Raw genomic sequence first — 17,407 nt, 5'->3', positions numbered from 1 at the left:
GTTAGAGTAACCGAACGATCGGTCGGGACAAGGGGTCCGCCGCATCTGTGGACCGGCTCGTGCGGAAGGATCGCGCACATGACAGCACTCGACCTCAGCAGCCCCGTGGCCGTCGTCGGCACCGGCACCATGGGCCAGGGCATCGCCCAGGTCGCCCTGGTCGCGGGTCATCCCGTGCGGCTGTACGACGCCGTTCCCGGCCGGGCCCGGGAAGCGGCCGACGGGATCGTGGCCCGGCTCGACCGGCTGGTGGCCAAGGAGCGGCTCACCGCCGCCGATCGGGACGCGGCCCGTGCCCGTCTGCGGCCCGTCGACGACCTCGCGGGGCTCGCGGACTGTGCCCTGGTGGTCGAGGCCGTCCTGGAGCGTCTGGACGTCAAGCAGGGGCTGTTCCGCGCGCTGGAGGACGTCGTCGGCGACGACTGCCTGCTCGCCACCAACACCTCGTCCCTGTCGGTCACCGCCATCGGTGGCGCGCTGAGAGCCCCCGGGCGCTTCGTGGGCCTGCACTTCTTCAACCCGGCCCCGCTGCTGCCGCTCGTCGAGGTCGTCTCCGGCTTCGCCACCGAGGTCGCGCACGCCACGCGCGCGTACGAGACGGCCCGCGCCTGGGGCAAGACGCCGGTGGCCTGCGCCGACACCCCCGGCTTCATCGTCAACCGGGTCGCCCGGCCCTTCTACGCCGAGGCCTTCGCGGTGTACGAGTCCCAGGGGGCCGACCCGGCCACGATCGACGCGGTGCTGCGCGAGTCCGGAGGCTTCCGCATGGGCGCCTTCGAACTGACCGACCTCATCGGGCAGGACGTCAACGAGTCCGTCACCCACTCGGTGTGGCAGGCCTTCTTCCAGGACGTGCGCTTCACGCCCTCCCTGGCCCAGCGCCGGCTGGTCGAGTCCGGCCGTCTCGGCCGCAAGAGCGGCCGGGGATGGTACGACTATTCCGATCACTCCGACCGCGCGGACGGTGCCGGGCGTCCCGAGCCGCACACCGCGGAGCCGTTGGCGCCGCCCGCGTACGTGGTCGCCGAGGGGGATCTGGGCCCGGCCTCGGACCTGCTCGCACTGATCCGGGAGGCGGGCATCGAGGTCCGCGCGGAGGACGAGGACAACGGCACCCGGCTGGTGCTGCCCGGCGGTGGTCAGCTGGTGCTCGCGGACGGTCAGACGTCGGTGGAGTTCCGCGACGTCGTCTACTTCGATCTCGCCCTCGACTACCGCGAGGCCGGCCGGATCGCCCTGTCCCACTCCCAGGACACCTCCCCGCGGACCGTCGCCGAGGCCATCGGCCTGTTCCAGGCGCTCGGCAAGAAGGTCAGCGTCATCGGCGACGTCCCCGGCATGATCGTCGCCCGCACGGTGGCGCGGATCATCGACCTGGCGGTCGAGGCCGTCGCCAAGGGGGTGACCACCGAGGAGGACGTCGACACCGCGATGCGGTTGGGTGTGAACTACCCCCTCGGGCCCTTCGAGTGGAGCCGCCGCCTCGGCCGCGGCTGGGCCGGCTCCCTTCTGGACGAACTGCACGAGATCGATCCGTCCGGCCGCTACGCGCCGTCCCTCGCGCTCTACCGGTACGCGTGCGCCGCCGACAAGCGGGAGGGCACCCCATGACCACCGCCAGGCGCGACACGTACACCCCGGAGACCCTGCTGTCCGTCGCCGTGCGGGTGTTCAACGAGCGTGGCTACGACGGCACCTCGATGGAGCACCTCTCCAAGGCGGCGGGCATCTCCAAGTCGTCGATATACCACCACGTGGCGGGCAAGGAGGAACTGCTGCGGCGTGCGGTGAGCCGGGCGCTGGACGGTCTCTTCGGCATCCTCGACGAGGAGCACGCGTGCGTGGGGCGGGCCGCCGAGCGGCTGGAGTACGTGGTGCGGCGCACGGTCGAGGTCCTGATCGCGGAACTCCCTTACGTGACGCTGCTGCTGCGGGTGCGCGGCAACACGGACACCGAGCGGTGGGCCCTGGAGCGGCGGCGCGAGTTCGACCACCGGGTGGCGGGCCTGCTGAGGGCCGCGGCGGCGGAGGGGGACGTGCGCGGCGACATAGAGGTGCGCCTGGCGACCCGGCTGGTCTTCGGGATGGTCAACTCGCTCGTCGAGTGGTACCGGCCCGACGGGCGCGGCACCAGCGAGCGCGAAGTGGCCGACGCGGTGGTCCAGCTGGCCTTCTCGGGACTGCGCAGGGCCGCCTGACCGGGCCGTCGCCCCGCGGCCGGTCCCGCTTCACCCCTGCGGTTCCAGGTCCTCCTCCTCGAACACCAGCAGGGTGCGGGTGCTGAGCACCTCGGGGATCGCCTGGAGCCGGGTCAGCACCAGCTCGCGCAATGTCCGGTTGTCCGGCGTGTGCACCAGGAGCAGCACGTCGAAGTCGCCGCCCACCAGGGCGATGTGGGAGGCGCCGGGGAGCTGTCTGAGCTGCTCGCGGACCGTGCGCCAGGTGTTCTGGACGATTTTCAGGGTGATGTACGCGGACGTGCCGTGGCCGGCGCGTTCGTGGTCGACGCGGGCGCCGAAGCCGCGGATGACGCCGTCCTCCACGAGCCGGTTGATCCGGGCGTAGGCGTTGGCGCGCGAGACGTGGACCCGTTCGGCGACCGACCGGACCGAGGCGCGGCCGTCCGCCTGGAGCATGCGCAGGATGTCCTGGTCTATGGCGTCCAGGGGGCGTGCGGGCGGCAGCGGTCCGGTGCCCCCCGGTCCTTCGGCCATTTGTTCAGACGACACGCGCCCCCGCCTCTCCGTCATGGACGTACTGCGTCCATCTCAGGCTGTGGAGAACCGTTTGTCCACAGCCTGGTGCCACCCGTAGCCAAAATGCACCGGCGACCGAACAATCGGTTGGTGAGGCGCGTCACAGACGCCGCGCCTCCACAGCCGCTCCCACGAGGAGGTGCCGTCATGACGGTCATGGAGCAGCGGGGCGCTTATCAGCCGACCCCGCCGCCCGCCTGGCAGCCCCGTACCGACCCCGCGCCGCTGCTGCCCGACGCGGAGCCGTACCGGGTGCTCGGCACCGAGGAGGCCGACCGGGCCGACCCGGAGCTGTTGCGCCGGCTGTACGCGGAACTGGTGAGGGGCCGCCGCTACAACGCGCAGGCCACCGCCCTCACCAAGCAGGGCCGTCTCGCGGTCTACCCCTCCAGCACCGGCCAGGAGGCCTGTGAGGTCGCCGCCGCGCTGGTCCTGCAGGAGCAGGACTGGCTCTTCCCGAGCTACCGCGACACGCTCGCCGTCGTCGCACGCGGAGTGGACCCCGTGCAGGCGCTCACCCTGCTGCGCGGCGACTGGCACACCGGTTACGACCCCTACGAGCACCGGGTCGCGCCGCTGAGCACCCCGCTCGCCACCCAGCTGCCGCACGCCGTCGGACTCGCGCACGCCGCCCGCCTCAAGGGCGACGACGTGGTCGCGCTGGCCATGGTCGGCGACGGCGGCACCAGCGAGGGCGACTTCCACGAGGCGCTGAACTTCGCCGCCGTGTGGCGGGCCCCGGTGGTCTTTTTCGTCCAGAACAACGGCTTCGCGATCTCCGTTCCGCTCGCCAAGCAGACCGCGGCCCCGTCGCTGGCCCACAAGGCCGTCGGCTACGGCATGCCCGGCCGGCTGGTCGACGGCAACGACGCCGCCGCCGTCCACGAGGTCCTGGCCGACGCCGTCCGCCACGCGCGCGGGGGCGGCGGCCCGACCCTGGTCGAGGCGATCACCTACCGCGTGGAGGCCCACACCAACGCCGACGACGCGACCCGCTACCGCGGCGACGCCGAGGTGGAGGCCTGGAAGAAGCACGACCCCGTCGTGCTCCTGGAGCAGGAGCTGACCCGGCGCGGCCTGCTCGACGACGACTGTGTCGCCGCCGCCCGCCAGGACGCCGAAACCATGGCCGCCGACCTGCGGGAACGCATGAACCAGGACCCCGCGCTCGACCCCATGGACCTGTTCGCCCACGTCTACGCCGAGCCCACCCCCCAGCTGCTGGAGCAGCGGGAGCAGCTGCGGGCCGAGCTGGCGGCCGAGGCCGGGGCCGAGCCGGAAGAGAGGCAGCGATGACCACCGTCGCCACCACACCGGCCACCATGGCGCAGGCACTCACCCGCGCGCTGCGCGACGCCATGGCCGAGGACCCGTCCGTGCACGTCCTGGGCGAGGACGTGGGCACCCTCGGCGGTGTCTTCCGTATCACCGACGGACTCGCCCAGGAGTTCGGCGAGGACCGCTGCACGGACACCCCGCTGGCCGAGGCGGGCATCCTCGGCACGGCCGTCGGCATGGCGATGTACGGTCTGCGGCCGGTCGTGGAGATGCAGTTCGACGCGTTCGCCTATCCGGCGTTCGAGCAGCTGGTGTCGCACGTCGCCAGAATGCGCAACCGCACGCGCGGCAGGATGCCCCTGCCGCTCACCATCCGTGTCCCCTACGGTGGTGGCATCGGCGGCGTCGAGCACCACAGCGACTCCTCCGAGGCGTACTACATGGCGACTCCGGGGCTCCATGTCGTCACGCCCGCGACCGTCCCGGACGCCTACGGGCTGCTGCGCGCCGCCATCGCCTCCGACGACCCGGTCGTCCTGCTCGAGCCCAAGCGGCTGTACTGGTCGAAGGACTCCTGGGACCCCGAGGAGCCGGCATCCGTCGAACCGATAGGCCGTGCGGTGGTGCGGCGCTCCGGTCGGAGCGCCACGCTCATCACGTACGGGCCGTCCGTTCCCGTCTGCCTGGAGGCGGCCGAGGCGGCCCGGGCCGAGGGCTGGGACCTGGAAGTCGTCGATCTGCGCTCCCTGGTGCCGTTCGACGACGAGACGGTGTGCGCCTCGGTGCGGCGGACGGGACGCGCGGTCGTCGTCCATGAGTCGGGCGGCTTCGGCGGTCCCGGCGGGGAGATCGCGGCCCGGGTCACGGAGCGCTGCTTCCACCATCTGGAGGCACCGGTGCTGCGGGTGGCCGGGTTCGACCTCCCGTATCCGCCGCCGATGCTGGAGCGTCACCACCTGCCCGGCGTGGACCGGATCCTGGACGCCGTGGGGCGTCTGCAGTGGGAGGCCGAGAACTGATGGCACAGGTGCTGGAGTTCAAGCTCCCCGACCTCGGTGAGGGGCTCACCGGGGCGGAAATCGTGCGCTGGCTGGTCGAGGTGGGCGATGTCGTCACCGTCGACCAGCCGGTCGTCGAGGTCGAGACGGCCAAGGCGATGGTGGACGTGCCCTGCCCGTACGGGGGGGTGGTCACCGCCCGCTTCGGCGAGGAGGGCACCGAACTGCCGGTGGGCGCCCCGCTGCTCACGGTGGCCGTGGGCGGACCGGACGCCGACCGGACACCGGGTGAGGACCGCCGGCCCACCGCTTCGAGCGAGGCCTCCGGCAACGTCCTGGTGGGGTACGGCACCTCGAAGGCCCCGGCCCGGCGCCGCAGGGTGCGGCCGGGACAGCCGGTGTCCGCCCCACGCACCACGCCTGCCCCACGCACCACGCCCGCGGCCGGGGTGCTGGACGGCCCGGTCCCCGTGATCTCACCCCTGGTGCGCAGGCTGGCCCGGCAGAACGGCCTGGACCTGAGGGAGATGACGGGCTCAGGGCCCGAGGGGCTGATCCTGCGGGCGGACGTGGAGCACGCGCTCCGGGCCGTCGGCGTGCAGCAGGTCCGCAAGGACCGGACAGCCGCCACCGAGCCGCACGCGCGGACGGCGCAGGCCCCCACGCCGGCCGCCGGTACCGCGGTCCCGGATGCCGATGGTGACGTCCGAGTCCCCCTCAAGGGCATCCGCGGTGCCGTGGCCGACAAGCTCTCCCGCAGCCGCACCGAGATACCGGACGCGACCTGCTGGGTGGACGCCGACGCGACCGAGCTGATGCGGGCACGGGCCGCGATGAACGCCTCGGGCGGTCCGAAGATCTCCGTGCTCGCCCTGCTGGCCCGGATCTGCACCGCCGCGCTGGCCCGCTTCCCCGAGCTCAACTCCTCCGTGGACAGGGAGGCCAGGGAGGTAGTCCGGTACGCGGCCGTACATCTCGGTTTCGCCGCGCAGACCGAGCGGGGGCTGGTCGTCCCCGTCGTCCGGGACGCGCACACGCGGGACGCGGAGTCGCTCACCGCGGAGTTCGCCCGGCTGACCGGGGCGGCCCGGTCCGGGACACTGACCCCCGCCGAACTCACGGGCGGCACCTTCACGTTGAACAACTACGGTGTCTTCGGCGTCGACGGCTCCACCCCGATCATCAACCACCCCGAGGCCGCCATGCTCGGCGTCGGCCGCATCGTCCCCAAGCCCTGGGTCCATGAGGGCGAGTTGGCGGTGCGACAGGTCGTGCAGCTCTCACTCACCTTCGACCACCGGGTCTGCGACGGCGGCACGGCGGGTGGTTTCCTGCGCCATGTGGCGGACTGCGTGGAGCAACCGGCGGTGCTGCTGCGGACGCTGTGAGGTCCGGTTCTCCCTGCCGTGTCCGTTCCCGGACACCGTGCCCCCGCGTTCCCCGTGATCGCGGGGGCACGCATACTCGAGGGGTGACCGAGTACGAGCTCCCGGGTGCTCCTGGTACCGGACCCGATGCCGTTGGTGACCGAGAGCGGGACCGAGACCGCGAGCGGGACCGGGGCCGTGACCCCGCGCCGGATGCGGCGGTGCCGCTCGAGCCCGCCGCGTACGACGCCCTCGTGCTCGCCGGTGGCGGTGCCCGACGGCTCGGGGGCGCGGACAAGCCCGGCGTGCGGGTGGGCGGCCGGGCGTTGCTCGACCGGGTGCTCGCGGCCTGCGCCGACGCCCGCACCACCGTGGTCGTGGCCGACCCCCGCCCCACCGCCCGGCCCGTGCTCTGGGCGCGCGAGGAGCCGACGGGCGGCGGCCCGCTCGCCGCGCTCGACGCCGGGATCCGGCTCAGCACCGCGGCGTACGTCGTGCTGCTCTCCGCCGACCTGCCCTTCCTCGACGACCGCACGGTCGACGAGCTGCTGACCACCCTCCGTACGAGCCCGGCCGACGGGGTCGTACTGACCGACGCCGACGGCCGGGACCAGCCACTCGTGGCCGCGTACCGCACAGCGGCCCTGCGCCGCGAACTCGCCGCACTCGGCGAACGGCACGGCCGACTGGCCGGACTGCCGCTGCGCCGGCTGACCGGCTCGCTCGACCTCACCCGGATCTTCGGCCCGGTGGCGTCCTTCGACTGCGACACCTGGGACGACATCGCCGCCGCCAGAGCACGCATCAGGGAGCATGGACACGTGTTGGATGAATGGATTACCGCAGTCAAGGACGAGCTGGGCATCGATCTGGACGTCGACACCGGCGTACTCCTCGACCTCGCCCGTGACGCCGCCCACGGTGTGGCCAGGCCGGCGGCGCCGCTGACCACCTTCCTCGTCGGTTACGCGGCGGCCCGCGCGGGCGGTGACCGGGAAGCCGTGGCCGAGGCCGTCCGCAAGGCCGCGGCCCTCGCCACCCGCTGGGCCGACGAGGACACCCCCGACGTCACCCCTGCCGCCCCCGACGCCGCTCCCGGCACGAGTCCGGACGCCCGATGACCGCGCCCGACGCCCGAGCCGACGAGGACACCGAGAGCGCCGAGAGCGCCGAGAGCGCCGAGAGCACCAGGAAAACCGAGGACGCCGAGGACGCCGATGATCTCGACGTGGAGGAGGCTCTCGCCCTCGTGAACGAAGCTTCCGGCCGCACCCCCGGCCGCACCCCTGGGCACGCCCCCTCCGCGCACCGCCCACGCCGCCACGGCGTCCCCTGGACCGACGCCCGCGCCATCGCCGAGCGCGCAGGCCGCAACGGCACCGCCCGCAACGGCACCGGAAGCCGTGCCGCCCACCGCGCCCGGGCCGCCCCGGTCTCCGTGCCGCTCGACGCCGCCCTCGGCCTCACCCTGGCCGCCCCCCTCACGGCCCTCACCGACCTGCCCTCCTTCGACACCTCGGCCATGGACGGCTGGGCGGTCTCCGGCCCGGGCCCCTGGACCGTGCGGGAGGAAGGCGTCCTCGCCGGGCACGCCGCGCACACGCCGCTCACCGACGGCGAAGCCGCCCGGATCGCCACCGGCGCCCGGGTCCCCCCGGAGACCACCGCCGTCCTCCGCAGCGAACACGGTCGCACCGACGCCAAGGGCCGCCTGCACGCCGCCGCGCCCCGGAGCGGCGGCACGGCCCAGGCCGGGCACGCCGCCACGGTCGCGCACGGTCAGGACATCCGTCCCCGCGGCCAGGAATGCCGCAGCGGCGACCAGTTGCTGTCGGCCGGCACCCTGGTGACGCCCGCCGTGCTGGGCCTCGCCGCGGCCGCCGGATACGACACCCTCAGCGCATTCCCCCGGCCCCGCGTCGAGGTCCTGGTCCTCGGCGACGAGCTGCTCACGGCGGGCCTTCCGCACGACGGGCTGATCCGGGACGCGCTCGGTCCGATGCTGCCGCCCTGGCTGCGCGCACTCGGCGCCGAGGTCACCGCGGTCCGCCGGGTCCGCGACGACGCGCACACGCTGCACAAGGCGATCACGAAATCCGATGCCGATCTCGTCGTCACCACCGGCGGCACCGCCGCAGGCCCGGTCGACCACGTCCACCCGACGCTGAGCCGTATCGGGGCCGAACTCCTGGTGGACGGGGTCGAGGTGCGCCCCGGGCACCCCATGCTCCTGGCCCGCACCAAGGAGAACCAGCACCTCGTCGGTCTGCCGGGCAACCCCCTCGCCGCCGTCTCCGGGCTGCTCACGCTCGCCGAACCCCTGCTGCGTACCCTCGCGGCCCGCCCGGCTCCCGAGCCGTACACGATGCCGCTGCGGGACGCGGTCCACGGGCATCCGCACGACACCCGGCTCATCCCCGTCGCGCTGCGCGGGGACATCGCCCTGCCGCTGCACTACAACGGTCCCGCCATGCTGCGCGGCATCGCGGCGGCCGATGCCCTCGCCGTCGTACCGCCGGGCGGTACGCGGCCCCGGCAGGAGGCGGAACTGCTCGACCTCCCCTGGGCGTCCGGGGGAATCGGGGTGTGTTTCACGTGAAACTTTCGGGTCAGGACGCCATTGCTCGCCAGGCGGACGAGCACTTGGTGACACATCGGGTGAAGCTGCCGAGGAAGGTGCTCGAGCACCCGATCCGCCAGGTCACCAAACGGCTGTCCATGGCTTTGCTGATCCTCGTGGTGACGGCGTTGATCGTGTACCTCGACCGCGGCGGCTACAACGACGGCGCCGACGGCACCCTCGACTTCCTCGATGCCTTCTACTACGCGACCGTCACCCTCTCCACCACGGGATACGGCGACATCACGCCGGTCAGCGACAGTGCCCGGCTGACCAATATCCTCGTCGTCACACCGTTGCGCGTGATGTTCCTGATCATCCTGGTCGGCACCACCCTCGAAGCCCTCACCGAACGCACCCGGGAGGAGTGGCGACTGAACCGCTGGAGGTCCACGTTGCGTGATCACACCGTTGTCGTCGGATTCGGCACGAAGGGCAGGTCCGCGATCCGGACCATCTGCAAGACGGGGCTCCGCAAGGAGCAGGTCGTGGTGGTCGACCCCAGCGACAAGGCGATCGAAGCCGCCGCGGCCGACGGATACGCGGGCGTCATAGGGGACGCGACGCGCAGCGAGGTGCTGAAGCGGGCCGAGGTGTACCGGGCGAAGCAGATCATCATCGCCACACAGCGCGACGACACCGCTGTGCTGGTGACGCTGACGGCCCGACAGCTCAACCGCGGCGCGAAGATCGCGGTCGCGGTGCGCGAGGAGGAGAACGCTCCGCTGCTGAAGCAGTCCGGCGCCGACGCGGTCATCACCAGCGCCAGCGCGGCCGGCCGGCTGCTCGGGCTGTCGCTGCTCAGCCCCGCGGCCGGCGTGGTGATGGAGGACCTCATCCAGCAGGGCACCGGGCTCGACATGGTCGAACGGCCGGTCATAAAGGCCGAGGTGGGCAAGACGCCGCGAGAGGTCGACGATCTGGTGGTGAGCGTCCTGCGCGGGCACCGGTTGCTCGGCTACGACGACGCGAACGTCGGGACGCTCGAGCTGACCGACCGGCTGATCACGATCGTGCGGAGGACGCCGGCCAGGCAGGTGGCGCCCGACATGCGCCCGCTCCCCCGGGACTGACCGCAGGCCCCACCGTCCGGGCGGTAGCCGAGGATCACGCCCACGGTGAGCATCACGACCGACGCGGTGGGCCGAATTCCGGCTCCGCCGGAACGATCCGCCGGAGCTCTGCGTCGCACCTGCCGGATTCGCCACACCACCGGGGTGAACGTCGGCGCACTACGCGTGAACCCCGGTAGCGTCGCCCCCATGTATGCGATCACGATTCCCGAACCCGGTGGGCCCGAGGCGCTGGTGTGGGAGCAGGTCCCCGATCCCGTCCCCGGACCGGGCGAGGTGCTCGTCGAGGTGGTGGCCGGTGCCGTCAACCGCGCCGACATCATCCAACGGCAGGGCTTCTACGACCCCCCGCCCGGCGCCTCCCCCTACCCCGGCCTGGAGTGTTCCGGGCGGATCACCGCGCTCGGACCCGGTGTGACCGGGTGGGCGGTCGGTGACGAGGTCTGCGCGCTGCTCGCCGGCGGTGGCTACGCCCAGCAGGTCGCCGTCCCCATCGGACAGCTGCTCCCCGTCCCGGAGGGGCTCGACGTCAAGCAGGCGGCGGCGCTCCCGGAGGTGGTCTGCACGGTCTGGTCGAACGTCTTCATGGTGGCCCATCTCCGCCCCGGCGAGACCCTGCTCGTGCACGGTGGGTCCAGCGGCATCGGCACCATGGCCATCCAGCTCGCCAAGGCCGTCGGCGCCAGGATCGCCGTCACCGCCGGAACCAAGGAGAAGCTGGACCGCTGCGCCGAACTGGGTGCCGACATCCTGATCGACTACCGCGAACAGGACTTCGTCGCCGAGCTGAAGGAGGCGACCGGCGGCGCGGGCGCGGACGTCATCCTCGACATCATGGGCGCCAAGTACCTGGACCGTAACGTCCAGGCCCTCGCGGTCAACGGCCGGCTCGCGATCATCGGCATGCAGGGCGGCGTCAAGGGCGAACTGAACATCGGCGCCCTCCTGCGCAAGCGCGCCGCGATCAGCGCGACGTCACTGCGCGCCCGGCCGCTGGAGGAGAAGGCGGCGATCGTCGCGGCCGTCCGGGAACACGTGTGGCCCCTGATCGCCGACGGCCATGTCCGTCCCGTCGTCGACCGTGAGCTCCCGATGCCGGAGGCGGCCGAGGCCCACCGCGTCGTGGAGGAGAGCGGCCACGTCGGCAAGGTGCTGCTGGTCGCGCCGTAGGGCCGCCGGACCACTGGATGCGTGGGCCCGGGGCTTCAGCTCCGCCGGATTCTCAGGCCCACGAACGCCAGCCCCAGCCCGAGCCCCATGAGGACCAGCCCGCTCCCCAGCGGCAGGATGCGCACCTTGGGCTCCGCGCCGGTGGTGGTGTTCGACGCGGGACTCTGCGAGGCCCCGGAGGGCAGCGGAACGGCCTCCCCCGACTCCGGCGCCCGGCGGGTGGCGCCGACGTCGCCTTCCTCGGGCACGCGCGTACCGGCTGCGGTGTTCGCGGCGCCCGAGGCTTCGGGCAGAACACCGGTGCCCGCCTCCTTCGGCTCCCCGGCGTGCGTGCCGTCCCCGAGGCCCGCCTCCTTCGGCACCACGCCCACACCGCCGCGGTCGGCCCCGCCTCCGCTGTCCCGTGGTCCGCCGTCGTGTCCGCCCCGCGGATCCGCTTTCCCGGACCTCCCGGATTCCTCAGGCGTCCCGGGCTCCCCGGGTTTCCGGTGCCCGCCGGTCTTCCCCGTCTCCTCGCTCGACTCCGTCGTCTCGGGCACCTCCCGCCCCGGCCGACTCCGTCCTTCTCCCGGCCGGCTTCCGGCCCTGGAGGGCTCGGCGGAGGGCGTCGGCGACGGCGACTCCGCAGACGAGGGGGGAGAGAGGGGCGAGAGGGGCGAGAAAGGTGAGAAAGGGGAGAAGGGCGAGAAGGAGGAGAGGGGCGAGAGCGGGGAGAGGGGTGCGGGGAGAGGAGAGGACAGGGGCTCGCGGTGCGGCGCGCCGGTGTGCTCGTCCGGCGCCTCCTGGTGTCCGGTGACCGCTCTCTCGGCCCCGAAGGCCGCGGTCGTACCGAAAGGCGCCAGGGCAGGACCGTACGGCATCATCACCCCCGCTCCTGCCGTCACCCCGAGCGCGATGCCCGCTCGCAGGGCGACCCCCGCCCCCACTACACGCAGCCATGGAGTCACGGCCGTGACCTCCCGCGCCGGGCCGGTGCCCGTTCGCACCGTCGGCTAGATGAGCCGGATGGACTCCCACAGGTTCCCATTCCGCCGCGCACCCGGCATTACGGATACCCCCGTCAGGGGGGCCCGGAAGTGTGCGGTGGGCGTGCGAGAGAATGGCCGTATGGAGATGCCGAGGAACGAACGGTCGCCGGACAATCCGCAGGTACTGGTCGTCGGCCAGGACGGCATGGCGCTCGGTGGCGGCACCGGGGACGAGGACTCCCGCGAGGTTCCGGTGACGGAGCAGGTGGAGCAGCCCGCGAAGGTCATGCGGATCGGCAGCATGATCAAGCAGCTGCTGGAGGAGGTGCGCGCGGCCCCTCTGGACGAGGCCAGCCGGGCGAGGCTCAAGGAGATCCACGCCAGCTCGGTGAAGGAGCTGGAGGACGGGCTCGCGCCGCAGCTGGTCGAGGAGCTGGAGCGGCTCTCCCTGCCCTTCACGGACGAGGCGACCCCGAGCGACGCCGAACTGCGGATCGCGCAGGCCCAGCTGGTGGGCTGGCTGGAGGGCCTCTTCCACGGCATCCAGACCACGCTCTTCGCCCAGCAGATGGCCGCGCGTGCCCAGCTGGAGCAGATGCGTCGCGCCCTCCCGCCGGGCATGGGCGACGGCGGCCAGGAGGAACCCCCGATGGGCGGCCGCGTAGGCGGCCCGTACCTGTAGCCGCCCCGCCGCGGCACATGAACCCCGCGGTACATGAACCCCGCGGTACATGAACACAGCACATGGACACAAAAGGGGTCCGGCCCGGAGGCCGGGCCCCTTTCACCTGTTCTCACCTGTTTCACCCGAGCCGTACCCGGGGGTGCCCGGTCAGGCGGACGGCGGGTTGCCCGTGGAGACGTAGAGCTGGATCTTGGGCATGTCCGCGGGGTCGACGGCCGTGCCCGCGGCGGGGAACTGGTTCATGACCGTTCCTTCGCCGTAGGTGTTCTCGTTGACGTCGCGCACGTCCAGGTCCCAGCCGGCTTCCTGGAAGCACTCCTTGACCGACTTGATGTACTTGAACTTCAGCTTCGGGATCTCGATCTTGTCGGGGTCGTTGTACGACTCCTTCGGCTCCGTGCACTCGTCCGGGTCGATCGTCCTGGACGGGTCGGGCCCCCGGTGGCCGGCTTCCTTCTCGGCGGGCGCGGACACCGACGGGGAGCTGCCCCCGCCGCCCCGGTTGCCGCCGTTCCCCCCGCCGTTGGACAGCAGTGCCGCGACCAGGCCGCCGACGGCGAGCACGGACACGGCGATCGAGCCGATGATCACCGGTTTGTTGTTCCTGCCGCGGCCCGAACCGCCCGAAGTCGGGTTCTGGGGTGTCAGGCTGTACGGCGGCGGGGTCGACGGGCCGCCCTGCTGCGGGGCGTACGGCGACGGGTGGGGCGTCTGGTAGCCGCTCTGCTGCGGATAGCCGTACCCCACAGACGGAGGGGACGGCGCGGGGGCCGGAGTGCCGTACGGGTTCGGGTGCGGGGCCGGCTGGTACGGCGTCTGGACGCTGCCCTGGACCCCCGGCGCCGACGACTGGTCGACCGGCGGGAACACCGCGGAGCCGACGCCCGAGCCGCTCTGCCCCTGGGGACCGGGGACGATGCTCGGCGGGGCCGCCTGGACGGACTGGCTCACCCGCAGGCACTCGCCGCGCATGGCCTCGGCGCTGGGGAAACGCTCGTTCGGGTTCTTCTTCAGCGCGCGGGTGATCAGCGCGTCGACGGCCGGGGGAAGCGCGCGGTTGACCGAGGAGGCGAGCGGCGGTTCCTCCTGCACGTGCGCGTACGCGATGGCCAGCGGCGAGTCCGCGTCGAACGGGAGCCGCCCGGTGACCAGCTGGAAGAGCATGATGCCGACCGAGTACAGGTCGGAGCGCGCGTCGACGCCCCGGCCGAGCGCCTGCTCCGGCGAGAGGTACTGCGGGGTGCCGACGACCATGCCGGTCTGCGTCATCGACGTCACGCCGGACTGCATGGCGCGGGCGATGCCGAAGTCCATCACCTTGACCACGCCGCGCTTGTCGATCATCACGTTGCCCGGCTTGATGTCCCGGTGGACCAGGCCCTTCTCGTGGCTGATCTCCAGGGCGGCCAGCACGTCGGCGGTGATCTTCAGCGCCTTGTCGGCGGGCATCGCGCCCTGCTGCCGTACGTCCTCGTCGAGCACGGAGCCGAGCGGGCGGCCCTCGACGTACTCCATGACGATGTACGGCATCGTCATGCCGTCCACCTCGTCCTCGCCGGTGTCGAAGACCGAGACGATGTTGGTGTGCGTGAGCTTCGCCACGGCCTGGGCCTCGCGGCGGAAGCGTTCGCGGAAGGCCTGCTCCCGGCCGAGTTCCGTGTGCAAGGTCTTGATGGCGACCTGGCGGTCGAGCACACTGTCGTACGCGAGGTGGACCGAGGCCATGCCGCCCCGGCCGAGCAGGTCCCGCAGTCGGTAGCGGCCGCCGGCGAGCGCCCGCCCCGCGTTGTGGCCCTGTGCGCCGTCCTGGCTCATGTTCCGCGTCCCCCGTAGCCTCTCCGGCGCTGCCGTCGTCGACCGATGCCTTGTGGATCCAGGTAGATCGAATGCGCTATTCCCGGCCAAGTCTGCCGCAGGCCACTGACACGTCAAGCAGGGGGCCCGTTCCGTGACGGTACGGAAAAGAAGCGTCGCGGAAGCGTTACCGGGGACGTGTGGCCGAAGCGCCACCTGGTACGCAGAATTTGCATGACGGTACGGAGAAAGGGTTTCATGGCCGGTCCGTCCCGTGCTGGTCCTGGCAAACCCGTCTCGGACCGGAGGCCCCTGCAGAGGCTGTAGCGTGGCCGACGGAGACCGTGACAACACCGCGCGCACCGCGGGCAGAAACGACGGCGAGGACCGATGGCACAGCAGCAGCGCGCTCAGGGCCCGTCCGACCCCGAGGCGACTGGCGGCGGAATGTCGGACGCGCCGGACAACTGGGGTAACGGCGGGCTCATCGGCGACGGCCGTTATCGGCTGACGCACCGACTCGGCCGGGGCGGCATGGCCGAGGTGTTCGCCGCCGAGGACGTGCGCCTCGGGCGTACGGTCGCGGTCAAACTCATGCGTGCCGACCTCGCCGAGGACCCGATCGCCAAAGCGCGTTTCACGCGTGAGGCGCAGTCGGTGGCCGGTCTCAACCACCACGCGATCGTCGCCGTGTACGACTCCGGTGAGGACACGGTGGGCGGCCAGGCCGTGCCGTACATCGTCATGGAGATCGTCGAGGGCCGCACGATCCGTGATCTCCTGCTCAACGCCGAGGCGCCCGGCCCCGAACAGGCGCTGATCATCGTCTCCGGTGTGCTGGAGGCGCTGGCCTACTCGCACCAGCACGGCATCGTGCACCGCGACATCAAGCCCGCCAACGTCATCATCACCCACAACGGTGCCGTGAAGGTGATGGACTTCGGCATCGCCCGCGCGATGCACGGCGCGTCCACGACGATGACGCAGACCGGCATGGTCATGGGCACCCCGCAGTACCTCTCGCCGGAGCAGGCGCTCGGCAAGGCCGTCGACCACCGGTCCGACCTGTACGCGACCGGCTGCATGCTGTACGAACTCCTGGCGCTGCGGCCCCCGTTCACCGGTGAGACGCCGCTGTCCGTGGTCTACCAGCACGTGCAGGACATCCCCACGCCCCCGTCGGAGGTCTCGGACGCCAGCCCGCCGGAGCTGGACGGGCTTGTCATGCGCTCACTCGCCAAGGAGCCGGACGACCGGTTCCAGACGGCCGAGGAGATGCGCGGGCTGATCCAGTACGGGCTGCAGATGCTCTACGACCAGGGCGGACACACCGGCACCTGGAACACCGGCGTGGTCGACGTGCACGACGGCCGGCACACCCCGTCGGCCGGTTTCGCCGGTACGACGGCGATGCCGCACCCGGACACCACCGGCACCGCGGCCATCCCGCAGCCGATCCTGCCCAACCGGTACGGGAGCGGGGACGACGGCGGCTTCGAGGGCGGCGGCAGCCAGGGCAGCGGCCGCGGCAAGCTGTGGATCCTCGCGGTGCTCGCGGTGATCGCCATCACGGCGGGTGTCGCCCTGGCACTGAGCAACGATGGCGCGGACAAGGAATCCGACCCGCCGACCAAGTCCCCGAGCTCCTCGCAGTCCAGCGAGGAGAAGGAGAAGAAGCCCAGCGAGTCGCCGAGCGACGACGCCACCGAGGAGCCGCAGGCGCCGGGCAACACGGACACCGGCACCGGCAACGGCTACGGCAACGGCAACGGGTCCGGCGGTAACAACAACAACTGGCCCCCGTCGTACAACCCGACGCCGTCGCAGGACCAGTCGCAGCCCGAGGACCCGACGAACGACCCGACGAACGACCCGACCACGCCGACGGAGACGGAGACGAACGAGGAACCGCCGCCACCGCCGGAGACCGACCCGGGGGCGGGCGGCGCGGACGGCGGCCCGGTCAGCGGTGGTACGGAGGGTGGCGGAGACATCGGCGCCGTGACCGGCGGCTGACCGGCGGCTGACTCTGGGGGCGGGCCTCGTGCCCGCCCCGCCCCGTGAGCGCCTCCGGGAGCCGCCGAGACGGCCCCCACTCCACACGGCGCACCGCAGTGCAGTGGAGCCCCACCCCGCCCCGGTCGAGCGGGCTGAACGGGTGGACACCGCCGCACCCGCCCCACGTGCCCCGCGCGGCGGGCGCCGCTCGGCGTGCCGCTGCGCCCGATGGGGGGCGCGTGAAGCGCGGGGCGGTCCACGTGAGCGCGGCACCCCGCCGGACGACCGCCCCTCACACACCCCTGTGAGCTGGGAATCGTCTCGCTCGGTACCCATTAGTCGCATTACATGCTCATTCTGGAGCGGGGTGCGACACCCAGCCCTTCCCGAGCCCGGGGTCCCCGGGATAACGTGCCGTTGCTCCGGCCTCCTGCAAGGCTGTGACCAGCGCGCCTTCCCGGCCTTTCCGATTTACTTGGAAATCCAAGCAAAATCCCAGGTCAGGGAGGGTTTCACAGAAATGTGGCGCACTGGGTAACGTGCTTGTTGCAGGTCGCTCGCCGGGGCACCTGTCACGCCTGTTCCCGGCCGAGCGGCACCCACCCCGTGCCCGTGGTCGAGAAGAGGTGAGCCTTCCCCAGGCTTCGACGAGCTGGAGGAGGACCCCAGACCTACCGGCAACCCCGGGGGTCGGACCGAC

The 17,407-nt window shown here is 72.2% G+C and carries 14 protein-coding genes; 11 read left to right on the top strand and 3 right to left on the bottom strand.

Features of this window, described 5'->3' with window-relative positions:
• Positions 1-78 precede the first annotated feature (78 nt).
• Together PYS65_RS17865 and PYS65_RS17860 are read left to right on the top strand one after the other, a co-directional pair.
• Entirely contained in the window at positions 79-1,611 is a 1,533-nt protein-coding gene (locus PYS65_RS17865) for a 3-hydroxyacyl-CoA dehydrogenase (RefSeq protein ID WP_279334949.1), read from the top strand.
• The gene (locus PYS65_RS17860; RefSeq protein ID WP_279334948.1) at positions 1,608-2,198 is read left to right on the top strand and encodes a TetR/AcrR family transcriptional regulator; all 591 of its coding nucleotides are present in this window, start codon (positions 1,608-1,610) and stop codon (positions 2,196-2,198) included. Before PYS65_RS17865 ends, PYS65_RS17860 begins: the two co-directional genes overlap by 4 nt.
• A 30-nt stretch (positions 2,199-2,228) precedes the next feature.
• Here PYS65_RS17860 and PYS65_RS17855 read toward each other — a convergent pair whose 3' ends face one another.
• Positions 2,229-2,714, bottom strand: a complete 486-nt coding sequence (locus PYS65_RS17855; protein ID WP_279334947.1) for an Lrp/AsnC family transcriptional regulator — start codon at positions 2,712-2,714, stop codon at positions 2,229-2,231.
• 189 nt (positions 2,715-2,903) lie between these two features.
• Here PYS65_RS17855 and pdhA point away from each other — a divergent pair, with 189 nt between their 5' ends.
• The 7 genes from pdhA to PYS65_RS17820 all read left to right on the top strand — a co-directional run bounded on the left by pdhA (position 2,904) and on the right by PYS65_RS17820 (position 11,262).
• A complete protein-coding gene (pdhA, locus tag PYS65_RS17850) occupies positions 2,904-4,052 on the top strand; it encodes a pyruvate dehydrogenase (acetyl-transferring) E1 component subunit alpha (RefSeq protein ID WP_279334946.1) in 1,149 nt (382 codons plus the stop codon).
• Positions 4,049-5,053, top strand: a complete 1,005-nt coding sequence (locus PYS65_RS17845) for an alpha-ketoacid dehydrogenase subunit beta (protein ID WP_279334945.1) — start codon at positions 4,049-4,051, stop codon at positions 5,051-5,053. Before pdhA ends, PYS65_RS17845 begins: the two co-directional genes overlap by 4 nt.
• On the top strand, positions 5,053-6,420 hold the full coding sequence (locus PYS65_RS17840; RefSeq protein ID WP_279334944.1) for a dihydrolipoamide acetyltransferase family protein: 1,368 nt from the start codon (positions 5,053-5,055) through the stop codon (positions 6,418-6,420). Before PYS65_RS17845 ends, PYS65_RS17840 begins: the two co-directional genes overlap by 1 nt.
• Before the next feature lie 83 nt (positions 6,421-6,503).
• Entirely contained in the window at positions 6,504-7,520 is a 1,017-nt protein-coding gene (locus tag PYS65_RS17835) for a DUF6457 domain-containing protein (protein WP_387037274.1), read from the top strand.
• On the top strand, positions 7,517-8,998 hold the full coding sequence (locus tag PYS65_RS17830) for a molybdopterin molybdotransferase MoeA (RefSeq protein WP_279334942.1): 1,482 nt from the start codon (positions 7,517-7,519) through the stop codon (positions 8,996-8,998). Before PYS65_RS17835 ends, PYS65_RS17830 begins: the two co-directional genes overlap by 4 nt.
• Entirely contained in the window at positions 8,995-10,092 is a 1,098-nt protein-coding gene (locus tag PYS65_RS17825) for a potassium channel family protein (protein ID WP_279334941.1), read from the top strand. The genes PYS65_RS17830 and PYS65_RS17825 overlap by 4 nt, the downstream gene beginning before the upstream one ends.
• A 189-nt stretch (positions 10,093-10,281) precedes the next feature.
• On the top strand, positions 10,282-11,262 hold the full coding sequence (locus tag PYS65_RS17820) for an NAD(P)H-quinone oxidoreductase (protein ID WP_279334940.1): 981 nt from the start codon (positions 10,282-10,284) through the stop codon (positions 11,260-11,262).
• Positions 11,263-11,297: 35 nt separating this feature from the next.
• On the opposite strand, the gene PYS65_RS17815 is transcribed toward PYS65_RS17820, so the two are convergent.
• Positions 11,298-11,627: a hypothetical protein gene (locus PYS65_RS17815; RefSeq protein WP_279334939.1), complete on the bottom strand. Its 330-nt coding sequence runs from the start codon at positions 11,625-11,627 to the stop codon at positions 11,298-11,300.
• Positions 11,628-12,369: 742 nt separating this feature from the next.
• On the opposite strand from PYS65_RS17815, the gene PYS65_RS17810 reads away from it, so the two are divergent.
• Positions 12,370-12,912, top strand: coding sequence for a bacterial proteasome activator family protein (locus PYS65_RS17810; protein ID WP_279334938.1), 543 nt, complete (start codon positions 12,370-12,372; stop codon positions 12,910-12,912).
• 150 nt (positions 12,913-13,062) lie between these two features.
• On the opposite strand, the gene PYS65_RS17805 is transcribed toward PYS65_RS17810, so the two are convergent.
• Positions 13,063-14,730 (bottom strand): protein kinase domain-containing protein, encoded by a 1,668-nt coding sequence (locus tag PYS65_RS17805; RefSeq protein WP_279334937.1) that lies wholly within the window; start codon positions 14,728-14,730, stop codon positions 13,063-13,065.
• 369 nt (positions 14,731-15,099) lie between these two features.
• Between PYS65_RS17805 and PYS65_RS17800 the strand changes: the two genes are divergently transcribed.
• Entirely contained in the window at positions 15,100-16,725 is a 1,626-nt protein-coding gene (locus PYS65_RS17800) for a protein kinase domain-containing protein (RefSeq protein WP_279334936.1), read from the top strand.
• Positions 16,726-17,407: the final 682 nt, after the last annotated feature.

Origin of the sequence: Streptomyces cathayae, assembly GCF_029760955.1 — a bacterium.
Classification (GTDB): domain Bacteria; phylum Actinomycetota; class Actinomycetes; order Streptomycetales; family Streptomycetaceae; genus Streptomyces; species Streptomyces cathayae.
Note: the sequence above shows the minus strand (reverse complement) of the source record. Positions and strands in the feature narration are given on the sequence as shown.

What these genes read in the sequence shown, in the direction of transcription:
- PYS65_RS17865 (WP_279334949.1), top strand. Translation starts at nt 79, where the DNA reads ATGACAGCACTCGACCTCAGCAGCCCCGTGGCCGTCGTCGGCACCGGC.
- PYS65_RS17860 (WP_279334948.1), top strand. Translation starts at nt 1,608, where the DNA reads ATGACCACCGCCAGGCGCGACACGTACACCCCGGAGACCCTGCTGTCC.
- PYS65_RS17855 (WP_279334947.1), bottom strand. Translation starts at nt 2,714, where the DNA reads ATGGCCGAAGGACCGGGGGGCACCGGACCGCTGCCGCCCGCACGCCCC.
- pdhA (WP_279334946.1), top strand. Translation starts at nt 2,904, where the DNA reads ATGACGGTCATGGAGCAGCGGGGCGCTTATCAGCCGACCCCGCCGCCC.
- PYS65_RS17845 (WP_279334945.1), top strand. Translation starts at nt 4,049, where the DNA reads ATGACCACCGTCGCCACCACACCGGCCACCATGGCGCAGGCACTCACC.
- PYS65_RS17840 (WP_279334944.1), top strand. Translation starts at nt 5,053, where the DNA reads ATGGCACAGGTGCTGGAGTTCAAGCTCCCCGACCTCGGTGAGGGGCTC.
- PYS65_RS17830 (WP_279334942.1), top strand. Translation starts at nt 7,517, where the DNA reads ATGACCGCGCCCGACGCCCGAGCCGACGAGGACACCGAGAGCGCCGAG.
- PYS65_RS17820 (WP_279334940.1), top strand. Translation starts at nt 10,282, where the DNA reads ATGTATGCGATCACGATTCCCGAACCCGGTGGGCCCGAGGCGCTGGTG.
- PYS65_RS17810 (WP_279334938.1), top strand. Translation starts at nt 12,370, where the DNA reads ATGGAGATGCCGAGGAACGAACGGTCGCCGGACAATCCGCAGGTACTG.
- PYS65_RS17805 (WP_279334937.1), bottom strand. Translation starts at nt 14,730, where the DNA reads ATGAGCCAGGACGGCGCACAGGGCCACAACGCGGGGCGGGCGCTCGCC.
- PYS65_RS17800 (WP_279334936.1), top strand. Translation starts at nt 15,100, where the DNA reads ATGGCACAGCAGCAGCGCGCTCAGGGCCCGTCCGACCCCGAGGCGACT.